The sequence below is a fragment of the Pseudomonas sp. ICMP 561 genome, from assembly GCF_002699985.1.
Taxonomy (GTDB): domain Bacteria; phylum Pseudomonadota; class Gammaproteobacteria; order Pseudomonadales; family Pseudomonadaceae; genus Aquipseudomonas; species Aquipseudomonas quasicaspiana.
The window spans coordinates 14,625-34,257 of record NZ_LKBT01000034.1 but is presented as its reverse complement, the minus strand read 5'-3'; the positions used below and the strand labels follow the sequence as shown (position 1 = coordinate 34,257).

At 53.4% G+C, this 19,633-nt stretch carries 20 protein-coding genes and 1 pseudogene; 10 read left to right on the top strand and 11 right to left on the bottom strand.

Annotation, left to right across the window (positions count from 1 at the left end; all coding sequences use genetic code 11):
• Positions 1 to 39: 39 nt before the first annotated feature.
• Both phoR and phoB read right to left on the bottom strand, forming a co-directional pair.
• Positions 40 to 1,305 (bottom strand): phosphate regulon sensor histidine kinase PhoR, encoded by a 1,266-nt coding sequence (gene phoR / locus AO242_RS20065; protein WP_231665609.1) that lies wholly within the window; start codon positions 1,303 to 1,305, stop codon positions 40 to 42.
• Between the two features lie 126 nt (positions 1,306 to 1,431).
• Complete coding sequence (gene phoB / locus AO242_RS20060) at positions 1,432 to 2,121, bottom strand: phosphate regulon transcriptional regulator PhoB (protein ID WP_027901508.1); 690 nt, start codon at positions 2,119 to 2,121, stop codon at positions 1,432 to 1,434.
• A 183-nt stretch (positions 2,122 to 2,304) separates the two neighbouring features.
• Between phoB and AO242_RS20055 the strand changes: the two genes are divergently transcribed.
• Complete coding sequence (locus tag AO242_RS20055) at positions 2,305 to 2,661, top strand: COG4315 family predicted lipoprotein (RefSeq protein WP_373562241.1); 357 nt, start codon at positions 2,305 to 2,307, stop codon at positions 2,659 to 2,661.
• Between the two features lie 96 nt (positions 2,662 to 2,757).
• Here AO242_RS20055 and ubiA read toward each other — a convergent pair whose 3' ends face one another.
• Both ubiA and AO242_RS20045 read right to left on the bottom strand, forming a co-directional pair.
• The gene (gene ubiA, locus AO242_RS20050; RefSeq protein ID WP_099270096.1) at positions 2,758 to 3,648 is read right to left on the bottom strand and encodes a 4-hydroxybenzoate octaprenyltransferase; all 891 of its coding nucleotides are present in this window, start codon (positions 3,646 to 3,648) and stop codon (positions 2,758 to 2,760) included.
• Entirely contained in the window at positions 3,648 to 4,217 is a 570-nt protein-coding gene (locus AO242_RS20045) for a chorismate--pyruvate lyase family protein (protein ID WP_099270095.1), read from the bottom strand. Before AO242_RS20045 ends, ubiA begins: the two co-directional genes overlap by 1 nt.
• Positions 4,218 to 4,407: 190 nt before the next feature.
• Between AO242_RS20045 and AO242_RS20040 the strand changes: the two genes are divergently transcribed.
• The 3 genes from AO242_RS20040 (at position 4,408) to AO242_RS20030 (ending at position 6,222) form a co-directional block, all read left to right on the top strand.
• Positions 4,408 to 4,575 carry a rubredoxin gene (locus tag AO242_RS20040; protein WP_002555879.1) on the top strand — a complete coding sequence of 56 codons (168 nt, stop codon included), beginning with the start codon at positions 4,408 to 4,410 and terminating at the stop codon, positions 4,573 to 4,575.
• 33 nt (positions 4,576 to 4,608) lie between these two features.
• Positions 4,609 to 5,757: an NAD(P)/FAD-dependent oxidoreductase gene (locus AO242_RS20035; RefSeq protein WP_099270094.1), complete on the top strand. Its 1,149-nt coding sequence runs from the start codon at positions 4,609 to 4,611 to the stop codon at positions 5,755 to 5,757.
• A 189-nt stretch (positions 5,758 to 5,946) separates the two neighbouring features.
• A complete protein-coding gene (locus AO242_RS20030) occupies positions 5,947 to 6,222 on the top strand; it encodes an HU family DNA-binding protein (RefSeq protein WP_003177201.1) in 276 nt (91 codons plus the stop codon).
• Positions 6,223 to 6,336: 114 nt separating this feature from the next.
• Here AO242_RS20030 and AO242_RS20025 read toward each other — a convergent pair whose 3' ends face one another.
• The gene (locus AO242_RS20025) at positions 6,337 to 7,032 is read right to left on the bottom strand and encodes an OmpW/AlkL family protein (protein WP_099270093.1); all 696 of its coding nucleotides are present in this window, start codon (positions 7,030 to 7,032) and stop codon (positions 6,337 to 6,339) included.
• A 234-nt stretch (positions 7,033 to 7,266) separates the two neighbouring features.
• Between AO242_RS20025 and AO242_RS20020 the strand changes: the two genes are divergently transcribed.
• The gene (locus AO242_RS20020; protein ID WP_099270092.1) at positions 7,267 to 7,812 is read left to right on the top strand and encodes a hypothetical protein; all 546 of its coding nucleotides are present in this window, start codon (positions 7,267 to 7,269) and stop codon (positions 7,810 to 7,812) included.
• A 128-nt stretch (positions 7,813 to 7,940) separates the two neighbouring features.
• On the opposite strand, the gene AO242_RS20015 is transcribed toward AO242_RS20020, so the two are convergent.
• Positions 7,941 to 9,371: an SEFIR domain-containing protein gene (locus tag AO242_RS20015; protein ID WP_176560672.1), complete on the bottom strand. Its 1,431-nt coding sequence runs from the start codon at positions 9,369 to 9,371 to the stop codon at positions 7,941 to 7,943.
• A 662-nt stretch (positions 9,372 to 10,033) separates the two neighbouring features.
• Between AO242_RS20015 and AO242_RS20010 the strand changes: the two genes are divergently transcribed.
• Positions 10,034 to 10,384 (top strand): DUF6124 family protein, encoded by a 351-nt coding sequence (locus AO242_RS20010; RefSeq protein WP_099270090.1) that lies wholly within the window; start codon positions 10,034 to 10,036, stop codon positions 10,382 to 10,384.
• A 602-nt stretch (positions 10,385 to 10,986) separates the two neighbouring features.
• On the opposite strand, the gene AO242_RS20005 is transcribed toward AO242_RS20010, so the two are convergent.
• Complete coding sequence (locus AO242_RS20005) at positions 10,987 to 12,651, bottom strand: reverse transcriptase domain-containing protein (protein ID WP_099270089.1); 1,665 nt, start codon at positions 12,649 to 12,651, stop codon at positions 10,987 to 10,989.
• A 591-nt stretch (positions 12,652 to 13,242) separates the two neighbouring features.
• Positions 13,243 to 13,947 (bottom strand): glutathione S-transferase, encoded by a 705-nt coding sequence (locus tag AO242_RS20000; RefSeq protein WP_176560671.1) that lies wholly within the window; start codon positions 13,945 to 13,947, stop codon positions 13,243 to 13,245.
• Between the two features lie 114 nt (positions 13,948 to 14,061).
• On the opposite strand from AO242_RS20000, the gene AO242_RS19995 reads away from it, so the two are divergent.
• A complete protein-coding gene (locus AO242_RS19995) occupies positions 14,062 to 14,625 on the top strand; it encodes a TetR/AcrR family transcriptional regulator (protein WP_099270088.1) in 564 nt (187 codons plus the stop codon).
• A gap of 175 nt (positions 14,626 to 14,800) precedes the next feature.
• Positions 14,801 to 15,427 carry an isochorismate family cysteine hydrolase YcaC gene (gene ycaC, locus AO242_RS19990; RefSeq protein ID WP_027901532.1) on the top strand — a complete coding sequence of 209 codons (627 nt, stop codon included), beginning with the start codon at positions 14,801 to 14,803 and terminating at the stop codon, positions 15,425 to 15,427.
• A gap of 149 nt (positions 15,428 to 15,576) precedes the next feature.
• Here ycaC and AO242_RS19985 read toward each other — a convergent pair whose 3' ends face one another.
• Positions 15,577 to 16,770, bottom strand: a complete 1,194-nt coding sequence (locus AO242_RS19985; RefSeq protein WP_257153482.1) for an HPP family protein — start codon at positions 16,768 to 16,770, stop codon at positions 15,577 to 15,579.
• A 171-nt stretch (positions 16,771 to 16,941) separates the two neighbouring features.
• Between AO242_RS19985 and AO242_RS19980 the strand changes: the two genes are divergently transcribed.
• Together AO242_RS19980 and AO242_RS19975 are read left to right on the top strand one after the other, a co-directional pair.
• On the top strand, positions 16,942 to 17,793 hold the full coding sequence (locus tag AO242_RS19980) for a pyrroline-5-carboxylate reductase family protein (protein WP_099270086.1): 852 nt from the start codon (positions 16,942 to 16,944) through the stop codon (positions 17,791 to 17,793).
• Between the two features lie 4 nt (positions 17,794 to 17,797).
• A pseudogene (locus tag AO242_RS19975) lies at positions 17,798 to 17,951 on the top strand (hydrolase); the annotation flags it as partial.
• A 233-nt stretch (positions 17,952 to 18,184) separates the two neighbouring features.
• Here the strand turns inward: AO242_RS19975 and AO242_RS19970 are convergent.
• The gene (locus AO242_RS19970) at positions 18,185 to 18,625 is read right to left on the bottom strand and encodes a hypothetical protein (protein WP_099270329.1); all 441 of its coding nucleotides are present in this window, start codon (positions 18,623 to 18,625) and stop codon (positions 18,185 to 18,187) included.
• Positions 18,626 to 18,828: 203 nt separating this feature from the next.
• Positions 18,829 to 19,140: a hypothetical protein gene (locus tag AO242_RS19965; RefSeq protein ID WP_099270085.1), complete on the bottom strand. Its 312-nt coding sequence runs from the start codon at positions 19,138 to 19,140 to the stop codon at positions 18,829 to 18,831.
• Between the last annotated feature and the right edge of the window lie 493 nt (positions 19,141 to 19,633).

Genomic DNA, 19,633 nt, shown 5'->3' with positions numbered 1-19,633 from the left:
GCTCAATGCCTGCTTGCCTAGTGGCGGAGGTGTCGCAGGCTAGGCTTGGGCCAGCTGGATCGGTGGAAAATGGCAGGTAAACACGCTGCCTTTGCCTGGCACGCTGTTGATTTCCAGTGTTCCCCGATGGCGCAACAGCACATGTTTGACGATGGCCAGGCCCAGTCCCGTTCCGCCGGTATTGGAGGCGCGGCTGGAGTCCACGCGGTAGAAGCGTTCTGTCAGGCGAGGCAAATGCTTGGTTTCGATACCGATCCCCGAATCCTGCACGCTCAGATGCGCGCCACGCTCATCGGCCCACCAGCGAATCTGGATTTTACCTTCGGCGGGGGTGTACTTCACGGCGTTGAAAATCAGGTTGGAAAACGCGCTGCGCAGTTCGGTATCGCTGCCCTTTAGTAGCGTATCGGTTTCGATGTTCAGGTCGATCTGCTGATTCTTGTTGCCAGACAACGCCTGCGCATCACTGGTGATGGTCTTGAGTAACGTGCTGACGACGATCGGGTGATTATCCGACGGATAGTCTGTCGCTTCGAGTTTGGCCAACAGCAACAGGTCGTTGAGCAGCGTCTGCATGCGCCCGCCTTGCTGATGCATTTGTTGCAAGGCGCGCACCCAGCGCGGGTTCACTTCCTCGACGTTATCCAGCAAGGTTTCCAGATAACCGAAAATAACCGTCAGCGGCGTGCGCAGTTCGTGGGAAACGTTGGCGACGAAATCCTTGCGCATCTGTTCCAGCTGATGAATACGCGTGACGTCGCGCACCAGCATCAGGTGCTCGTTGTTGCCGTAGCGGGTGATGAGCAACTGAATGCGCAACCGGTCATTGGTCGGCGAGGGGATTTCCAGCGGTTCGGCAAAACTGTCCTGCTCGAAGTACTCCTTGAAGCGCGGGTGACGCACCAGATTGGTCACTGGCTGGCCGCTGTCTTGTGGGGTTTTGAGGCCCATCAGGGTTTCAGCGGCGCGGTTCCACCACTCCAGGTTGCCCTCGCTGTCGAGCATGATCACCGCGTCCTTAAGGGCGGCGGTGGATTCCTGCACTCGGTCGATCACCGCTTGCAGCCGACCGCGTACACGCTGATCACGACGTTGCAGGTGATAGATGCTGTCGAAGACTTCGCCCCACAAACCGTAACCATCAGGCGGCGGTTCGTCGGTCTGGTGGTTGCTGAGCCATTCGTGCAGGCGTAACAGTTGTTTGAGGGTCCAGGCCAGATACAGCCCCAGACCGATGGCCAGACTCCAGCCATATTCGCCGCTGATCAGCCCGACCACGAGGCAGGCCGTCACCAGCAACAGCATGTGGCGGATCAGGGTGCCATGCCAATTTTGATTCAATTAAACGTACATCCATGTCGAGCGCATACCGGACGGTTGCGCCATTCGTTTGCGGCGATCTGTCTAAGCTGATTCTCTACGAGTGAATCATCAGCTTTTCGTTGAGAAGCGATAGCCCGTGCCGCGCACGGTTTGTACCAGATTTTCATACGCATCACCGAGCGCTTTGCGCAGGCGACGAATGTGCACGTCAACGGTACGTTCTTCGACATAAACATTGCCTCCCCAGACTTGATCCAGCAATTGACCGCGAGTGTAGGCGCGCTCCTGGTGGGTCATGAAGAACTGCAGCAAACGGTATTCAGTCGGGCCCATCTCGGCAGGTTTGCCATCGATGGTCACGCGGTGGCTGATCGGGTCGAGCAGCAGACCGCCCACTTCGATAGGCGCTTCGCCATCGGTAGGCCCTGCACGGCGCAGCACAGCCTTGAGGCGTGCGACCAGTTCGCGAGGCGAAAACGGCTTGGTGATGTAATCGTCAGCGCCGACTTCAAGCCCCTGGATCTTGTTGTCCTCTTCGCCCTTGGCGGTCAGCATGATGATCGGGATATCCCCGGTCAGCTCATCACGCTTCAGACGTCGGGCCAGTTCGATGCCGGATGTGCCAGGCAGCATCCAGTCGAGCAGGATCAAGTCCGGCTTGCGGTCTACGATGATTGCATGGGCTTGCTGAGAGTTCTCTGCTTCCATGCAGTCATAGCCGGCCATTTCCAATGCAACGGCGATCATTTCGCGAATAGGCGCTTCGTCGTCAACGATCAGAATGCTCCTGCCAACCATGCTTGAACCTCTTGTCATTTAACTGTCTTGGGGCGCATTAGATAACGGAATTATTGCAGTCGTGTGACAGTCACGGTAGGGGCTAGCATGCCATGTTATTTAAGGACTAATGTGCAGTCTTGTCCGACAACGGTTTCCACATAAGAAAAGGATCTACCGATGCTCAAGATTTCATCGACATTCATGGGCTTGATAGCGGCTGCGGCAATCGCGTCTTCCAGTCTGGTTATGGCTGCCGAACCTGGCATGACAGGGGACAACGGCTACCTCACCGACCACAGCGGTAAAACGCTCTATACCTTCGATAAGGACTCAGTTGGCAAGTCCGCGTGTAACGACACATGCGCAATCAACTGGCCGCCCCTGACAGCTAAAGCCAATACCAAAGCGACCGGCAAGTGGACTCAGGTCAAGCGCAGCGACGGCACCTTGCAATGGGCCTACGACGGCAAGCCGCTTTACCTCTACAAGGATGACAAGAAAGCCGGAGACGTCACTGGCGATGGCAAAGGCGGCGCCTGGCACATCGTCAAACCTTGACCTGATGAACTTTCTGTAGGAGCTGCCGAAGGCTGCGAATTGCGGTGTGATTGGAACATTGCTTCGCAGCCTCCGGCAGCTCCTACAGGCCTCGCGTTAATTCAACGCGTAATCCGCAACAATCCCGACAAAGATCGCCAGCCCAGCCCAATGGTTATGCAAGAACGCCTTGAAACAGGCGTCGCGGTCGCGATTGCGGGTTGACCAGAATTCCCAGGCGAAACATCCCGCTGCCACCAGCAGACCCACGTAGAAAAACATCCCCATTTCAAAGCGCGCACCGGCCAGCAGCAGGCAGCCCAGCGCCAACCCTTGCAGCGTCAGAATGATGATCCGGTCAGCATCGCCAAACAGCACGGCAGTGGATTTCACCCCGATCTTCAGATCGTCTTCCCGGTCGACCATCGCGTAATAAGTGTCGTAAGCCACCGTCCACAGCAGATTGGCGATGTACAGCAGCCACGCGGCGGCGGGCAGACTGCCGGTTTCGGCGGTGAACGCCATCGGCATCCCCCAGGAAAACGCCGCGCCCAGCACCACTTGCGGGTAATAGGTGTAACGCTTCATGAATGGATAACAGGCTGCCAATGCCAGCCCGCCGAATGACAGCCAGATGGTTGTCGGATTAGTCAGCAGCACCAGCAGGAAACTCACCAGCACCAATACTGCAAACAGGACCAACGCTTCTTTTGAACTGACCTTGCCACTGACCAGCGGGCGCTGTTCGGTGCGTTTGACGTGACCATCGACCTTGCGGTCGGCGAAGTCATTGATCACGCAGCCCGCCGCACGCATCAGGAACACACCCACCACAAAAATCGCGATATTAAGCAGCGACGGCGAACCCTTGCCGGCAATCCACAGTGCCCAAAGCGTCGGCCACAGTAATAGATAAATACCAATCGGCTTATCAACACGCATCAGCTGGATGAAGTCCCAGATGCGCGGATTCAGGCGATTAAGGGATTTGAGTAGCGTCAGGTACATCAGCAATGCTCCACGGTGCGAATCGTCTGCCAGAGCGTCGGCAGGAAGACTTCGGCTACCAGTATTTTCAGAGGGCCGCGGCTAAAGCACGAGCGTCGTCCCCATAAGCCTTCGGCGGCATCTGCTACGGGCAGCCATGCCGCTGGATAACGACAGACCTGCAGCGAGCCGCGATCAAATTCCGGATCACAGAACAACAACTCGCCCAGCGAGCGCGTGCCCAGTTCATCCATGTGCAGGCCGCTTTCCTGTAGCGCGCTGCGTGCGGCAACGCTGCGGGCGAATACCCACTTCTCGCCATGCCCGCGCAAATAGACCTCGCGCACCCAGCCAACGCTTTGTTCAGGCAGATCCAGCGCAACACACTCATCGTCGCGCAGCGCTTGCCAGCCTTCGACGAGCGGCGTGACACTGAAATGGTCGGAAGACAATGCGGTCAGACGGCGGGTCAATGAGTCCCGATGAAACAGCCATGCTTGAACCAACGGTTCGGCGGTGGCCTCAAGCGACTCGCGCTCAAGCCAGTTCACGGCGAGGGAAGGGGGATTTTGCTCAGTCACGGCAAGCATTTTTCAGGCTGATCGAGGCCGCGAGCTTAGCATGATTGCCCCCTCCGGCCGACGACCGGTAACGCCCTGTAGTGATCACCGGGGTTGCATGTCAGCGTCGTGATCAGTACAAAACGCCCTGAGTTTGGCGCAAGCGTGGCACCTCACGACCACGTACGCCCCAATTAGCCTGAAAACATGAGAGATAACGATGAAAAAGTGGCAATGCATTGTCTGTGGCCTGATCTACAACGAAGCCGACGGCTGGCCGGATGACGGCATTGCGCCGGGCACTCTATGGCAGGATGTTCCCGAAGACTGGCTATGCCCGGACTGCGGCGTAGGCAAAATGGATTTCGAAATGATCGAAATCGGCTGATCCGGTTTTTTAATCTCTGGTCTGGAAGTACGTATGAACGCACCTGTTGTGATTGTTGGCACTGGCCTGGCGGGCTACAACCTCGCTCGGGAATTTCGCAAGCTCGATGGCGAAACGCCGCTGCTGCTGATCACCGCTGATGACGGACGCTCCTACTCCAAACCGATGCTCTCCACCGGCTTTGGCAAGAACAAGGAAGCCGATGGCCTGAGCATGGCTGAACCCGGCGCGATGGCCGACCAACTCAAGGCCGAAGTGCGAACGCACTCCCGTATCAGCGGCATCGATCCAGGGCACAAACGCCTGTGGATTGGCGAGGAGGCGGTTTACTACCGCGACCTGATCCTCGCCTGGGGTGCCGAAACCATTCGGGTACCCGTTGAGGGTGATGCCAGCGACGCCGTATTCCCGATCAATGACCTTGAGGATTACGCCCGTTTTCGCGCGGCAGCAGCGGGTAAACGTCGGGTACTGATTCTCGGCGCCGGTCTTATCGGCTGCGAGTTCGCCAATGACCTGATTCTGGGTGGCTACGAAGTTGACCTGGTGGCGCCTTGCGAGCAAGTGATGCCGACCTTGCTGCCTCCTGCCGCCGCAGCTGCGGTGCGTGCAGGTCTCGAAAGCCTCGGCGCGCGTTTTCACCTCGGGCCGCTGATGACACGCTTGCAACGCAGTGCTGATGGACTTGAAGCGCACCTGTCCGATGGGCAAGTCATTCAGTGCGATGTGGTGGTGTCCGCCATCGGCTTGCGCCCACGAGTCGATCTCGCTGCGGCGGCAGGCCTGCAGATTGGTCGCGGCATCATCGTGGACCGGGAGCTGAAAACCTCCCATGCCAATATCTATGCGCTAGGCGACTGTGCCGAAGTCGACGGTTTGAATTTGCTGTACGTCATGCCGCTGATGAGCTGCGCCCGCGCCTTGGCCCAAACCCTTACGGGCACAACGACCGCTGTTAAATACGGCCCTATGCCGATTACCGTAAAAACCCCGGTATGCCCCCTCGTTGTGTCGCCGCCGCCCCGTGGCATAGAAGCTATCTGGAGCGTTGAGGGCGAGGGCGCTGACATCAAGGCTCTGTGCCACGACTCTGCTGGCAACCTCTTGGGCTACGCGCTGACCGGAGCCGCCGTGATGGAAAAACTCGCTCTGAATAAGGCGCTTCCCGCACTGTTGGCATAAATACTGGCCGTTCTGTCGGATAAGCCACATTTTTGGCCCTATATAGGCCATTCGTCCACTGGCGTCCGCCAGAACAGCATGCCATCCTCATTCCCGTCTGCCGCAACGTAGAGCCGTTGCGTCACCTGACTACCGTTCTGCATGAGCGGCGCGGGACATAAAAACAAAAATCCGTATAAGAGGCTTCATATGCGTAAACCAGAACTAGCGGCCGCCATTGCTGAAAAGGCGGACTTGACCAAAGAGCAAGCCAATCGCGTTCTCAATGCCGTACTGGAAGAAATTACCGGTGCACTGCATCGCAAAGACAGCGTCACCCTGGTCGGCTTCGGCACCTTCCTGCAACGCCATCGCGGTGCCCGCACTGGCAAAAATCCACAAACCGGCGAGCCGGTGAAGATCAAGGCCAGCAACACGGTCGCCTTCAAGCCGGGTAAATTCCTGAAAGACAGCGTCAACCCCTAGTCATCGGCTGTACGCCTTCGCGGGAGGCGAGCAGTGAAAAAACGGGCACACCAACATGCATTGGGTGCCCGTTTTTTGTTGTGTTGTCATTCATGCCACGCGCTGTCTGCCGTCTCAGAACTTGTAGCCAAGCCCCACCATGTAAACGAACGGATCCACGTCGACATTCACCTTCGCCCGGACCCCAAGGTTGGTGTTGCTGACATAAGCGTCGGTTTCGATATCGATGTAACGCATCTGCGCATTGATCATCAGGCGATCAGTGAGCATGTAGTCCGCGCCGACTTGCGCTGCCCAACCCCATGAGTTGCTGGCGTGAAAGTTATCGAACCCGGCAGCACTCGCGCTGCTGCCTACACTCTCGTCGTAGATCCAGGTGTAGTTGATCCCGGCGCCCACATAGGGTTGAAAGGCTGACTTATTGTCCAGCGGGTAGTAAATCAGGCTCAGCGTCGGCGGCAGATGCTTGAGTGAGCCAAGCTTGCCGTCCGCAATGCCACCGGAAGTGCCTTTGATCGTCACGTCATGTTCAAACGGCGTCGCCGCCAGCAGTTCGATACCCAAATGATTGGTGATCATATAAGCGAAGTTCAGACCCAACTGGGTATCGCTGTTCATGCCCGCTTTACCGCCCAGATCCGTACCCGCCAGACCTCCACGGTCCACACGCACGCTGGAACTGCTTTCTCGCGGGTCGACCGTCACTGCACCGGCCCGAACAATAATATCCCCGGCCTCATAGGCTTGGGCCGTGGACGCTGCCAGGGTGAATATCAGCACCGGCGTGCCGAGAAGGGTCAATCTGCGCATACATCACTCCACTATTCATTCGAACAACGACCAGCCGCTGCGGGCTGCGTCAAGGAAGTCCGAGTATCAGGAAGTGACGACGTGTGAACGTCTGCCGGATGGCATAGTATCTGCCCGAACAGGCCCGTTAATGCGTTACCAGGTTTGTCCCAGAGCGTCAGCGCCGAGAACTTGAGCCCCAAATACCGGTCTTAGCGCTGTGCCAAATTTGCACCTCTTTTGGAAAACCTAGTGATGACTAGTAAGTCCGCTTTCTTGAATTCCTCCCTTTCGTTCGCAGCATTGTTGATCGGTGTCCTCGCTGTCTCACCGGCTCATGCCGCCGGCGATGCAAGCGCCAATGCCGCGGCCCCCCAAAGCAGCACCGTTGCCAGCCGCACTGAGTCCGCGGACGTCGATTCTTCGCGCGACCTTGAGTCAGCCTTGATCAGCGTGCAGCAACTGCAGGAAGACTCCCGCCAGAACGCCAGCGAGCTGAACGCCCTCAAGGAAACCGTAAAAGCCCAAAGCCGTTTGATCGAAGAGCTAAAACGCAACAACGGCACCACCACCCAACCCAGCACCGCCGATGTAGCCGACCTCAAGAGCAAGATGGACGAGCAAAGCCGCACCATCAGCAAACTCCAAAGCCAGCTAGCCGACCTCCAGCGCAACTCGGGTTCGAACAGCACCTCAAGCTCCAGCGAGATCAGCAGCCTCCAGCAGGACATTACTAACTTGCGCAGTAGCGTGGGGAGGTTGGAGAGTTTGGTGAGTAGTTTGAGTAGTAAGGTTAAATAATTTAGTCTGTTGATTGAAGGCTGTCCCGGCTTTTGACTAATTAAAAAGCCGGGTAAACAGAATATCGGTAATGAACCACGTCGCCGATATTCGTTATAAGACTTCGAGCTATTCTCTTTCTATTTGATTTACAGGGTGTCAAGATTGTCCAAGTTCATGGAAGACCAGAAATTCCTTTCGAAAAAGTCATGCCATTGGCTTACCCCTAACCTTGCATGGCCTTCCTTTACCTTTGCTCTCAAATCGTCAGCCGTTTTAATTGCGGTTATAGCAGATAGTTTTGTGAAGTTTTTATGCTGTGTCGCTTTAACAAAAAATGGGTAGCTAGCGCCGTACGTAGCGTAGAGCAATGTCTGAGGATACCAACGTGTATTAGGCATTATAAACGTCATAAGTAAAGTTAGAAGCTCCGCCTGCATAATCTCGGTAAATGGCAAATCTGGTCTTTCGGCTTGACGTTTTATGAGCTCTGCTGCTGGCGAATGAAGTTTTTTACCTGGAGGTGCTAAAACTGATTGTAGTTCGCCAGAATATCCGTAGAAGCAATCGAAAGAGTTGAATTTTTTATTTCCATATTGATCTGTTGTAGGTAGCAGGTAATGAGATGAATATACCTCATGTAAAACTTTATAAGATCCGGTTTTTAAGAGGGCGGCTATTATGTATAAAAATACTTCGTATACGAACACGGCATGAGCTTCAAACCATGTGTCATTCCATGAGTTCACCTCGGAAGGGCGAGACTTTAGCTCCAGCAGTTTTTCAAGTGCCTCCAAAACTGCTTCGGAAAACTCTCCACCTCCCGTTGTCTCGCTTTCAAGTAGAATCCAGTCACATAGATGGTTCCTAATTGCTTTTAATTTGGTACAGTCCTCTAAAATTTTCTCTCCCCAAGATTCAACATCGGGCCTAACCCTTACTCTCAGTTTGTCAGCGTAGCCAATGCAGGAGTCGATGAAATCGCGACGGTAGTAAGCGATATTTTTCTTGTCTTGTAATATTGCCTGTTTTAATGAGTTGAATTTTGCTGAAGCTTCGCTTGTAGGGGCTGGCGCGTCGGTTGTAATGTAGACAGGGGCTTTACCCTTGATAGGCTTGGTATGTTGGGGTTTACCATATAGCAATCTTAATAACTGCTCCCAATTTTCATTTTCTGCTTCAGGGCTAGAAAAATTAATCCATATTCTTGATTTCATGAATACCGGTAAAGTTGGTTCATCGTTATCATCGAATTCGCAAACTATTGGTATAAATTTGGACTGCTTTACTTTTGCATATATTTCGCCAGATATAATTTGAGACTCTGTTCCTACTCCAGCTTTCCGAGAATTAGCTTTCTCAGCATATGTACGATCACAAACAACTAAAACATGGGTGACAGTAGTATCAGTAACCATGCTTTCCATGAAGTGGAATTTGTCATCGCCTTCCTTCAAGTCGTATATGTCTAGAGTGACATCAACTCCATCCGCTATCAGTCTGTCTGCCCAGCGCTTAACAATTTCCTTGTGGCGTTGGTCTGTCCAGCTATATGAGATAAAAACTTTGGGCTCTTCCATGGCGCTCTTCCTTTTTAAGTAATTAGTGGCGCAGCTAATATACATGTCACACTGAAGCTATATCATGCGATCTGCCTGCGTAAGCGAGTCACTCCAAGTGCATGATAAGAACCATAGCTATTTTCTAGGATTGAAACTCTCTTCCTGTAAATTGTGATGGCAATCTGCTAGCGAGATTAGCGTTGCTCGTAGTGGAAAACAACTATGCCTTGATGGTTCTGCAAAAATAAATACATTCTTTCGTTACTGAATTCATCGTGCGCCACCACATGGTTAGCGTTTCTATGAGGTCGATTCTCAGATTCTGAAATTGTCGACTTCGACAGGTGGAGTCGAAATCTTCAGAAAAATCTGTAGGATGCGTCTCGATTTTTCGTTTTATCCGCACCTGAGCCTTGCCTGGGTTGATCCCGTATTCTCACGAAGCTACCCTTCGCGAGTCGCTGAAAACAGCGAACGGGTTTAGCAGCCCACAATACGTTAGGTGCATTGCGCCTCTATAAACCGGGTTTTTTCTCCGGGACTTTATGGTGGCCGTGTTCAGGGCATCTTCGGATGCGCCGGTTTCCTAACGTACCGGTCTGCTAACCTGCTCATGGCCGCCACCTTCCGTTTAGCAGCGGCTCCTGGCGGTTTCACTAAACGTTAGGGATTTATTAATCATGGTCAAAATTACTCCGGATCCACCGGCTCCGCATGCTTTGCATACTGACCGGATCAGCGACGAAGCTGCTGCTCAGTTAGCGCAAGATCACTGGGGTGCCAACTCGCCTGATGGGCAGAAACCAATCGTAGATGTGCCGCAAAGCCTATTTACGGTAAGCCCGGATTTATCTGCGGAGGAAGCGCTAACCACCGCCTGCGAGTTACTGCAAAGCGTGATCGCCACCAGCTATGAAACTGCCGAAAACCTGAATGGATCGCGCAGAAAGCTAGCTCTAGCTGCTGTGCATCTTGCTGAAATGGCACACACCCTGGTTGACTCAGTGCTTGAGAAGAAGTGCAGTGTATGAAGCGTTTCTAGGTCCAGTGATCTGACTTATTCAGCAGCATTCGCTGATACGTATCCTTAGGATGCTCCCCACGAAAACGTCGCCTTTTAAGGGCGGCGTTTTTATCTGTCTTTAAATGTCATTTTGATTTAAACAACCGCCGCTGTTGGCTCAGATATCTCCACTCGTTTCTGCTGGCTTTTATTTGCAGCGTGTTTGATCGGTGTGCTCAGGTATATACCGTAGTCGATGCAAGTGCCAATGTATTAACGTCGCTAGCCGCACTGAGCAGCCGACATCGACTCGTCCGCTAGATCGAGTAAGCCTGGATAAGCTTGCACCAACTTCCGGAAGACTCCCGCCAAAAACGCAAGCGAGGTGACCGCCCTCAAGAAAAACGTAAAAGGCCAAAGCCGTTTGATCGAAGAGCTCAGGTGCAACAACGGCATCACGCTTCAATCCAGTATCGCCGATGTAGCCGACCTCAAGGACATGATGGACGAACAAAGCCGCACTACCAGCACAACCCAAAGCCAGCGGAGCGACATCCGGCGCAATTTGGTTCGAAAAATACCTCAAGCGCCAGCGACCGGTGGCATAAGGTTTGAAATGATGCTTGATATTTATATATCGTCTGCGGCGTATTTTTCCTTTAAAGATTTCACACAGGCTAGTACATAGGAGAGGTGCAGGAACGCACTATGGTCGACGTAGATATCATCGATACCCTCAGCATCCTTATTACCTTTAATAACAATTCCGACCAAGGATCCATCTTCGTTCAGGACTGGGCCGCCGCTGTTGCCCCCGTAAAGCTCTTTGTCCAGATAACCGATCAAGCTAGATGAAGATTTTATTTGATTTACAATAGACGCCTTATTGATCCAGACATTTTTTGCATCATCTTTATATTTAGGAAACCCGAGAACCGTCAGTAAGTCTCCGACTTCTATGTTTGGGGTCTCTTCCTTGTGGTGAAACTCTTCAAATCGGGTTGGCGGATTTTGAATTAATGCAATTGCAACGTCTACTGCTTTGTCAGGAGAGACATAGCAGACGGTGGCCTTGTATTTTTCAGTATCGCATGTACGATAAACCTCAATTTCTTTTGCGTTGCCGACAACGTGGGCACAAGTTATTAGCAGATTTCCCGCCATCATAAATCCTGAACCCTGCTCTATCGTTTCATGGTTGTCAATAACCCAGCAGCGCCTATTTACCCAGTTCAGGTACTTAGCGCTGAATTTACCGTCTTTAGAACTTGAAAGAGGAACCTTGCGCTCTAGATCTAATTGGTTGAAGCGAAGTGCTACCCTTTTGTACACAACAGAACTGTACCCAACTACACTCTTCATGTAGAGGATTCGTCCAAAGATAACATTATCAATGCTGCTCTTGGAATTTGGATTTTCAATTAAGAATCGTTCTTGTGCTGTTTTTAATCCGAAACTTTCAATGGAGTGTATCATTGCGCAAGTCTTTCTAACAAACTGCCTCGGCACGTTTATTTTTTTGTTAACAACTAAGCCAGTAACGGTTTGCCGCTCAAATCTATCTTGAAGGCGAGTTTTGCCAGGGTTTATGGAGAATCTGTTTATATTTACTATTCGATTAAGTTGCTCTCCAGCCTTGGCGTAGTAGTTGCCAGCCCCTTGCTCAAATACGACAATCTCTCCAGATACATGAAGTTCAGGAGCGTAGAATGAAAAAGATAAATCATCCGCGTATCGTGAGTAGACTGCCCTATGAGTGAAGGCCAGACGACTTAGCTGACGATCTAATTTCTGACAGATCATATTTGATATAACGGGAGAGGTAGGTGCTCCTTGAGGTAAACAGCCGTCGAGCGTGCATAAATGGGCTATGACTGATGCGACTTTTTCATTAATAAGATAGGGCTGAGAAGTTAGCAGTCCGAACACACGAGGAAAAGTGATGGTGTTGAAAAAATCGTTTAGGTCAACATTAAATACATATTTTTTCCTAGTGTGAATTTTTGCATTAGTTATTATTGATTTTTCAGCAATAAATCCGTGTGCGTTAGGATTGGGTATGTATAGCTCGCCGAGCAAGACGGCAATTTTTTTTTGAAGGTTTTTGAGTTGTGCTAGCGGTGCACTGATAGTTCTTTTGTTACCATTTTTCTTCGGTATTTCAAAGTTTTCATAATAACGCTTTTTGCTATAGTCGACCTCGTAGTAGAAGTAAGCAATTTTCTTGTAGCTCGTGTTGAGGATGCTCGCTAAATCGTCTACGTTAGTACAAGCTTTAAGTCGAGGAATTGTCAAGACCCTGCCCCTAGTTTACTTTACCGATTACCGATGAGTAAATCGCAACCACTTTGGCGTAACCGTCGATGCGATCGCATGTAACGTTGTTGACTTGGGTCGCATTTTAACAACCCTGATTTTAACTAGGGGAGGGCGGCCACACCATAGCACAGGCGATCTGCCATCACAAGGCTAGCTACGCACCTAGGTTTCCTTCATCGACTTGCATCCATAGAAATCACAATTCACAGAACCGAAGACTTTGTAAATTCTCGCTTCGCATTCTTTAAAAACATCTGGCATCTCGTTGACTCAATGCTTTTTTCCTACGCTAAGGCTGCTTCCTAATGAATAATAAATCATCACTCTACTGTGACCGGAGCTCGCTTTAGCATTAAGTTATTAATCAACAGCAGAGCTCGTGATGGTGTGTTTTGAATTCTTAATCATAGAGCGCGTTGCGTGTATTTGCTTAAGGTTGCGTTTCTAGGCTGTTGATGTGCAAATGGCTGCCGATAATGGCAGCATCAGCATATCCTTCGGATGCCCCGCACAAAAACGCCGCCTTTCAAGGCGGCGTTTTTATGTGCCATCCAACGTCACTTCGATTTAAACAACCGCTGCCGCTGCTGGCTCAGACATCGTAATCCGGTTCTGCACGCTCGGACGTTCCTGCACCTTCGCGTACCAAGCCCTAAGCGCTTTATGTTCCGCAGGGATTTCCAGCTCTACCAGTTCGGCAAAGATCAGCCCGCCGATGACGGTGATGTCGGCCATCGAGAAGCTTTCACCGGCTACGAAAGGTTGTTTTTGCAATATTGAATCGAAGTACTGCATGCCGCGCAGGGCTTTGTCCCGTTGGCGAAAGCCCCATTCAGCGTTCTGGTACAGCTCCACGTCTGGCCCGAGGCCCGGTGTGGCGTGGTGGAAGTAAACGCTGACGGCGTCGAGTAGTTCCAGTTCGGCCCGCTTGCTCATCATGTGGATCACGCCTTTTTCCTTTGGCGTATTGCCAGTGAGGCTGGGGCTGCCGTCCAGGTTGTCCAGGTACTCGGTGATGGCGGTGCATTCGGCGATGAGGGTGCCGTCGCTCAGCTCAAGCACGGGCAGGGTGCCGGAGTAGTTCTTTGCAAGGAAATCGGTTTTTTTGTGTTCGCCTTTCCAGAGATCAACGGATTCAAACTGAACCCGTGATTGCAGGTTCTTTTCTGCAATGGCGATACGCACGCGCGCCGGGTAAGGGCCGGTGTGCCAGTCATAGATTTTCATCATGGGCAGGGTGCTTGGGTCGAATGTTGACGCGTTGGAAGTCATGGGAAATTCCTGTCTACCTATCAGTTGGTAGGTTGAATTTATGCGCTAATATTATCTCGGTCAAGGCCTTTAGTCGCTTAAGATGCCCAGCCAACGAAACCGTGAGGCAGTGACGTGAGCTCAAACCATCGGGAAGCCATCCTGGCCGCTGCCAAACAGGCTGCGCAGGCGCATGGTTACAGCGGCTTGAATTTCCGTGATCTGGCGCAGGTCGTGGGTATCAAGAGCGCGAGTATCTATTACCACTTCCCGAGCAAGGCCGATCTGGGCGCCGCAGTTGCCCGGCGTTACTGGGAAGACACTGCCGCGACTCTGGAGGCCATTCTGGCCGAGGCGCCGGATGCGGCTGATTCGCTGCGTCACTATCCCGATATCTTTCGTGAGTCCCTCGCGAACGATAACCGCTTGTGCCTGTGCAGTTTCATGGCCGCTGAATATGACGATTTGCCGGAAGGGGTGAAGACCGAGGTTCAGGTCTATGGCGATGTCAACGTCGCATGGTTGAGCAAGGCGTTGACGGCTGCAGGTCTGGTCAGTGCCGAGCAAGTCGAAGGGCGCGCGCGCGCCATTTATGCTGCTGTTTCGGGCGCGCAGTTGTTGGCGCGGAGCCGTTCAGATATCTCGCTGTTCGATGCTCTCATCGAAAGCTATCAATCCGCTGGGCTCTTGCCCGCGTAAGCAATCCCTCCTAGGCCGCTGCTTCATTGAACGCTTAGGCATCGAGCAATTGTCTCGTATGGGTTGACAGTAAAACGCTTTTCAGCCGGTTTATCCTTTATTCGAAGACCATTAATCTGGCCTCACATTGAACGACGCCACTAATTACTTACCTACTTCGATAAAGGATTCCGCCATGACTAACGCCACTTACAACCGCCTGAACAAAGACGACGCCGTAGTTCTGCTGGTCGACCACCAGACTGGTTTGATCTCGCTAGTGCAGGACTTCACGCCGAACGAGTTCAAGAACAACGTGCTGGCCTTGGCTGATGTAGCCAAATTTTTCGAACTGCCAACCATCCTGACCACCAGCTTCGAGCAAGGTCCGAATGGCCCGTTGGTCCCAGAGTTGAAAGAGATGTTCCCGGACGCGCCATACATCGCTCGCCCTGGTCAGATCAATGCTTGGGACAACGAAGACTTCGTTAAAGCGATCAAGGCGACTGGCCGTAAGCAATTGATCATTGCCGGTGTGGTGACGGATGTTTGCGTAGCGTTCCCGACGCTGTCGGCACTGGCTGAAGGTTTTGATGTGTTTGTGGTGACTGACTCTTCCGGCACGTTTAATACAACCGTGCAGCAAGCCTCATGGAACCGCATGACTCAAGCGGGCGCACAGATGATGAACTGGTTCTCGGTGGCTTGTGAGCTGCAACGTGACTGGCGCAACGATATCGAAGGTTTGGGTAACCTGCTTTCCCAGCGCATCCCGAACTATCGTAACTTGATGAACAGCTACTCGGCGCTGACGGCTCGTTGAATTGAGTGGTAGTGAGCAACAGACAAAGCCCGCTTTTTAGCGGGCTTTTTTGCTTGCGGTGGCTCGCGGCTAAAGCCGCTCCTACGGGAGGGGGGCTGACTTCTTCCTGGCTAAAGCCGATCCCATGAGTCCAGCCCATCGCTTATGAACTACGCGCGCACCGCCGCATACAGCGCTTTGATCAAATCCGACTGGGTGATGATGCCCACCAGACGCCTTTCTGCATCAATGATCGGGATGTGCCGGTGGCCGTTCTCGGAGAATACGGGCACGAGGTCGATCAGCAAGCGATCAAAGCTGGCAACGCGGACGCTACGGGTCATGATTTGTCCGACGATATTGGCGGGTTGATCTTTGCGGGAGTGTCGCAGCAGTGCGCGCAGGTGCCAGCCGACGCCTTCGTGGGCGTCCAGATCAATCTGTTGCATGAAGTCGGCCACGGTCACAATGCCCATCAGGTGATTCTGTCTGTCGATCACCGGCAACGCTTTGATCTTGTGTTTGCGCATCAAGGCCCAGGCTGCCCGCAGCGGCATTTCCTGTCGAGCCGAAATGGGCTGCGTACTCATCACATCGGCGCAGCGCAGTTCGCCCATCTTGCGTTGGTAAGCAGAGGCTTCGGCTTGTTCAAGCAAGGCGTGCAGGTCGTCGCGGCTGACATCCAGTACTTGGTTGTAATGGGCGAGGGCGGCGTCCATATCTGCGTTACTGAATCGGCTGGTAGTGTTTGTGGTGGCGGGTTTCTGCACGTGCGGCCATGGTCGTCTGGTCAGGTTGTTGTAGATCAGACCTGCGACCACCAAAAGTGCGGAGTCGATAAGCACCGGACTTAGCGCGAACTCGAATCGGTCACAGCCAATCAGCACCATCAACAAGGCCGCTGCGCCGCCAGGCGGGTGCAGGCAGCGCAAGGCGAACATCACGGCGAGTGCCAAGCTGACCGCGAGCGCGGCGGCGAGGGTCGCGTCGGGCACCCACTTTACGCAGGCAATGCCGACCAGCGTTGAAAGCGTGTTGCCGCCGAGCACCGACCAGGGTTGGGCCAACGGGCTGGATGGCAATGCGAAAACCAGTACGGCGCTTGCGCCCAGCGGTGCAACCAAGGCCACCGCGAGCAAGCTGTATTGGCTTGCCGGTGCGCCTTCAAGCCAGAATGCGGCAGCCACGGCGACCAGCAGAATGCCGAGGGCCGCGCCGCAGCAGGCACGCCATTTTTCCCGGGCATCGATGGTGTGGGGCGTAGGCCAGAGTGCCCGCAGGCGTGATGTGAGTGAAACGCGTGGCGGTGGTGAAGAGGGCAGTGGAACGGGCATGGTCAATTTGAGGCCGTGTAAAAGAGACATTTCCTGCGACTGTGGTCGTCGCTTGGGCTGGGAAGAACGTTAAACCCTATAACGCTGTCATTCAATTCAGCGCGCTGCATGCTGCCACTGCAAGTCTGGAGTTAGCGCGATGTTATGGTGGGGCCGGTGAAGGGCTACGTTCACTCCAATGCATAACTGACAGAGGACATCATGAAGGCCCGGACAACTATTGGTATCGTCGGCGGCACCGGGTGGCTGGGGCGATCAATCGCAACCGCACTTTTGGATTCCGGCTTCCTGTCGCCAGAGGCGCTGATGCTTTCCAGCCGTTCCGGGGTGTTTAGTGACCCCAAAGGCGCATTGAGCGGAGTGCGCGTCACAGCAGACAATCAGGAAATGGTACTGCAAAGCGACATCGTGATTCTTTCCGTGCGACCTGAGGATCTAGGCGCCGTGCGCATCGACGTGCAGGACAAGTTGCTGGTTTCTCTGATTGCAGGCGTCTCGCTTGCCGATATCGGTTCGTTCACCCAAGCCCGTTGTGTCATCCGGGCGATGCCCAATGCTGCGCTTGAAATTCGCAAGTCTTACACCCCATGGCTGGCCAACGATCAGGTGGATGCGCAAAGCAAAAAATACATTCAGCAGTTGTTTGAAACCTGCGGCTCGGCGGATGAAGTCTTCAGTGAACGGGACCTGAGTTACCTCACTGCACTGACCGGCACAGGGCCTTCGTATCCTGCATTGCTCGCTCAGGCGTTGTACAACGACGCGATCAAGCACGGCCTGTCGCAAGCGATGGCGCAACGCGCCGTTATGGGGGTTGTTGTGCAGGCCAGCCAGTTGATGAGCGAAGAGCGGGGGTTCAATGAGTTACTTGAGGTCCTGCGTGAATATCGAGGTGTAAGCGCTGCGGGTATTAATGGCATGCTTGAGGGCGGGCTTGAGGCCAGCGTCAAAGCAGGTATGGCCCAGGCCTTCGAGGTTGCACAATCCGATCTGTTTGATATTCGAGCGGTTGAGGTTGATAAGGGGCAACTTCCATTAGGGCGCGTCGACTGAAGGGGAAGCGTGCGCGCAGACGATGACCTGGTGCTCGGTAGCATGTGAGCTACAACGACTGGCGCAACGATATCGAAGGTTTGGGTAACCTGCTGTCCCAGCGTATCCCGAACTATCGCAACTTGATGAACAGCTACTCGGCACTGACGGCACGCTGATTCAAACTATGCCGAAGGAAGCCCGCTGTACCGGGCGTTTGTGCTGGACGAGCACCCCAATTTTTAGTATTGTTTCCCCGTCAGCACGGACCGGAACCCGAGAGGGGGTGTTGATATCGGAGGTGAAAGCCTCTCCTAGCCAGTGAGCAGGATGTGCGAGTAATCGCTAAAGATAAGGCCGATATAGAGTTTCACAAAAAGCCCCGATGCCAAAGCGTCGGGGCTTTTTGCTTTTAAATATTCTTGCCTGTATTACGCATCTCCAAAATGTAACGCACATTGTGTGGCTTGCCTCTGGGTAGCGTCGTTCGGCCCCACGTCGCTACGTCGTACGCTGAGATCACTCTCAGTTTGAGTAAGTTTGTAGTGTTTAGTGGCTTGCTGATCGAGAAAAAAATTGCGTAGTCGTGAAGGTCCAGGCAGAAGTACCGCTGGCTGTTCTCGACGTAATAAGGCACGGCCATGCCTCGATAGAAGCGCCGCTCGATATAGTCGCGCAGCTGTTTACTGCAATGGTATCGATCTGCACAGAAATAGCGCGTTTCATGCCGGAAGCGCTGCAGCGGGCCATTGCCCTTGTCGTCCGTGAAGCAGTGAAAGCTAAACTCGAATGTCACTGTGACTTGTTCACCGGCCACATCGAACACCATCTCGAATGGCTGCAAATGCGCCATTGATAGCCTCCTGCCGTTAATGATCAGATCCTTCCACTGCATGACGCGAACTCGTTGAGAAGGCGCCACGACTTACCGATGACGTAATTTAGGCACAACACGGTATGCAGCACGATTTGATAACAGAAGTTTCGTAACATCGCCCCACAACAGAGCTGGGGTCTTCGGGCCAAGCTGAATCGCTAATTAGCATTCACTGCTGGTCATGCGAAATCAACATTCGACTTGAGCTCACCCCGCTTCCAAAGCCGCTTTTCAATCACCCGATTCACATCACAGGCTTCCAGCATAAGCAAATGCGCGGTGCTGGCGAGGGTGGTGATGTCGGCTTCGTCGGTGTGGGTTGGGTTCATGTGGGCGAGGGTGTCGAGGAAGCGGGTGGCGAGGTTGATGCGGGTTTCGGCGAAGGCGTGCAGGTCTTTGAGCGAGGCGTGGCTGTCGAGCAGCAGCACGGCGTTTTCTTGCCCAGAGTGGGTGAGGGGGATGTAGCGGGCGTGTTCGGTGTCGTGGTTCATGTGCTGAAAACTCCTGACCGATGTGATGTCGCCACGGCTGATGAAAGGGTGGCGGCTGTGCGCGGGTTGACGAACCGGTGACCTGATACCCCATAAGCCCGGCAGACCCGAGGGTCTCCCACGCACAGCTGCCATAGCGTGGCCTCTGCTGGAGTACAAGTCTTGCGGATCGTCAAATCCGGTCGTTGATTTGGCAACGACGAGGCTCAGGTTAGAGGTTCAGCAGGAGGCCATGGCGGTATATATAGCTATTGGCTGGAGCACGTGAAGCGGGAATGTATTGCCGGGCGTGAGCTCAATTCTTGAGGTTGTAGCAGGACTTATCGATCCTGGCCGGTGGGAGCCGAGCTTGCTCGCGATAGGACTAACTCGACCTTAGACCGCGTCATCTTTTATCGCGGGCAAGCCCAGCTCCCACAAAATCTACGCAAATTTCGTAGGAACGCCGCCCGGCCAGTCCTGCGAGTCGGATCAAACTTGCGGGCGGGCATAA

Coding starts and splice junctions, on each gene's coding strand:
- phoR (WP_231665609.1), bottom strand. CDS start 1,305: ATGCTGTTGCTGGTGACGGCCTGCCTCGTGGTCGGGCTGATCAGCGGC.
- phoB (WP_027901508.1), bottom strand. CDS start 2,121: ATGGTTGGCAGGAGCATTCTGATCGTTGACGACGAAGCGCCTATTCGC.
- AO242_RS20055 (WP_373562241.1), top strand. CDS start 2,305: ATGGGCTTGATAGCGGCTGCGGCAATCGCGTCTTCCAGTCTGGTTATG.
- ubiA (WP_099270096.1), bottom strand. CDS start 3,648: ATGTACCTGACGCTACTCAAATCCCTTAATCGCCTGAATCCGCGCATC.
- AO242_RS20045 (WP_099270095.1), bottom strand. CDS start 4,217: ATGCTTGCCGTGACTGAGCAAAATCCCCCTTCCCTCGCCGTGAACTGG.
- AO242_RS20040 (WP_002555879.1), top strand. CDS start 4,408: ATGAAAAAGTGGCAATGCATTGTCTGTGGCCTGATCTACAACGAAGCC.
- AO242_RS20035 (WP_099270094.1), top strand. CDS start 4,609: ATGAACGCACCTGTTGTGATTGTTGGCACTGGCCTGGCGGGCTACAAC.
- AO242_RS20030 (WP_003177201.1), top strand. CDS start 5,947: ATGCGTAAACCAGAACTAGCGGCCGCCATTGCTGAAAAGGCGGACTTG.
- AO242_RS20025 (WP_099270093.1), bottom strand. CDS start 7,032: ATGCGCAGATTGACCCTTCTCGGCACGCCGGTGCTGATATTCACCCTG.
- AO242_RS20020 (WP_099270092.1), top strand. CDS start 7,267: ATGACTAGTAAGTCCGCTTTCTTGAATTCCTCCCTTTCGTTCGCAGCA.
- AO242_RS20015 (WP_176560672.1), bottom strand. CDS start 9,371: ATGGAAGAGCCCAAAGTTTTTATCTCATATAGCTGGACAGACCAACGC.
- AO242_RS20010 (WP_099270090.1), top strand. CDS start 10,034: ATGGTCAAAATTACTCCGGATCCACCGGCTCCGCATGCTTTGCATACT.
- AO242_RS20000 (WP_176560671.1), bottom strand. CDS start 13,947: ATGACTTCCAACGCGTCAACATTCGACCCAAGCACCCTGCCCATGATG.
- ycaC (WP_027901532.1), top strand. CDS start 14,801: ATGACTAACGCCACTTACAACCGCCTGAACAAAGACGACGCCGTAGTT.
- AO242_RS19985 (WP_257153482.1), bottom strand. CDS start 16,770: ATGTCTCTTTTACACGGCCTCAAATTGACCATGCCCGTTCCACTGCCC.
- AO242_RS19980 (WP_099270086.1), top strand. CDS start 16,942: ATGAAGGCCCGGACAACTATTGGTATCGTCGGCGGCACCGGGTGGCTG.
- AO242_RS19970 (WP_099270329.1), bottom strand. CDS start 18,625: ATGGCGCATTTGCAGCCATTCGAGATGGTGTTCGATGTGGCCGGTGAA.
- AO242_RS19965 (WP_099270085.1), bottom strand. CDS start 19,140: ATGAACCACGACACCGAACACGCCCGCTACATCCCCCTCACCCACTCT.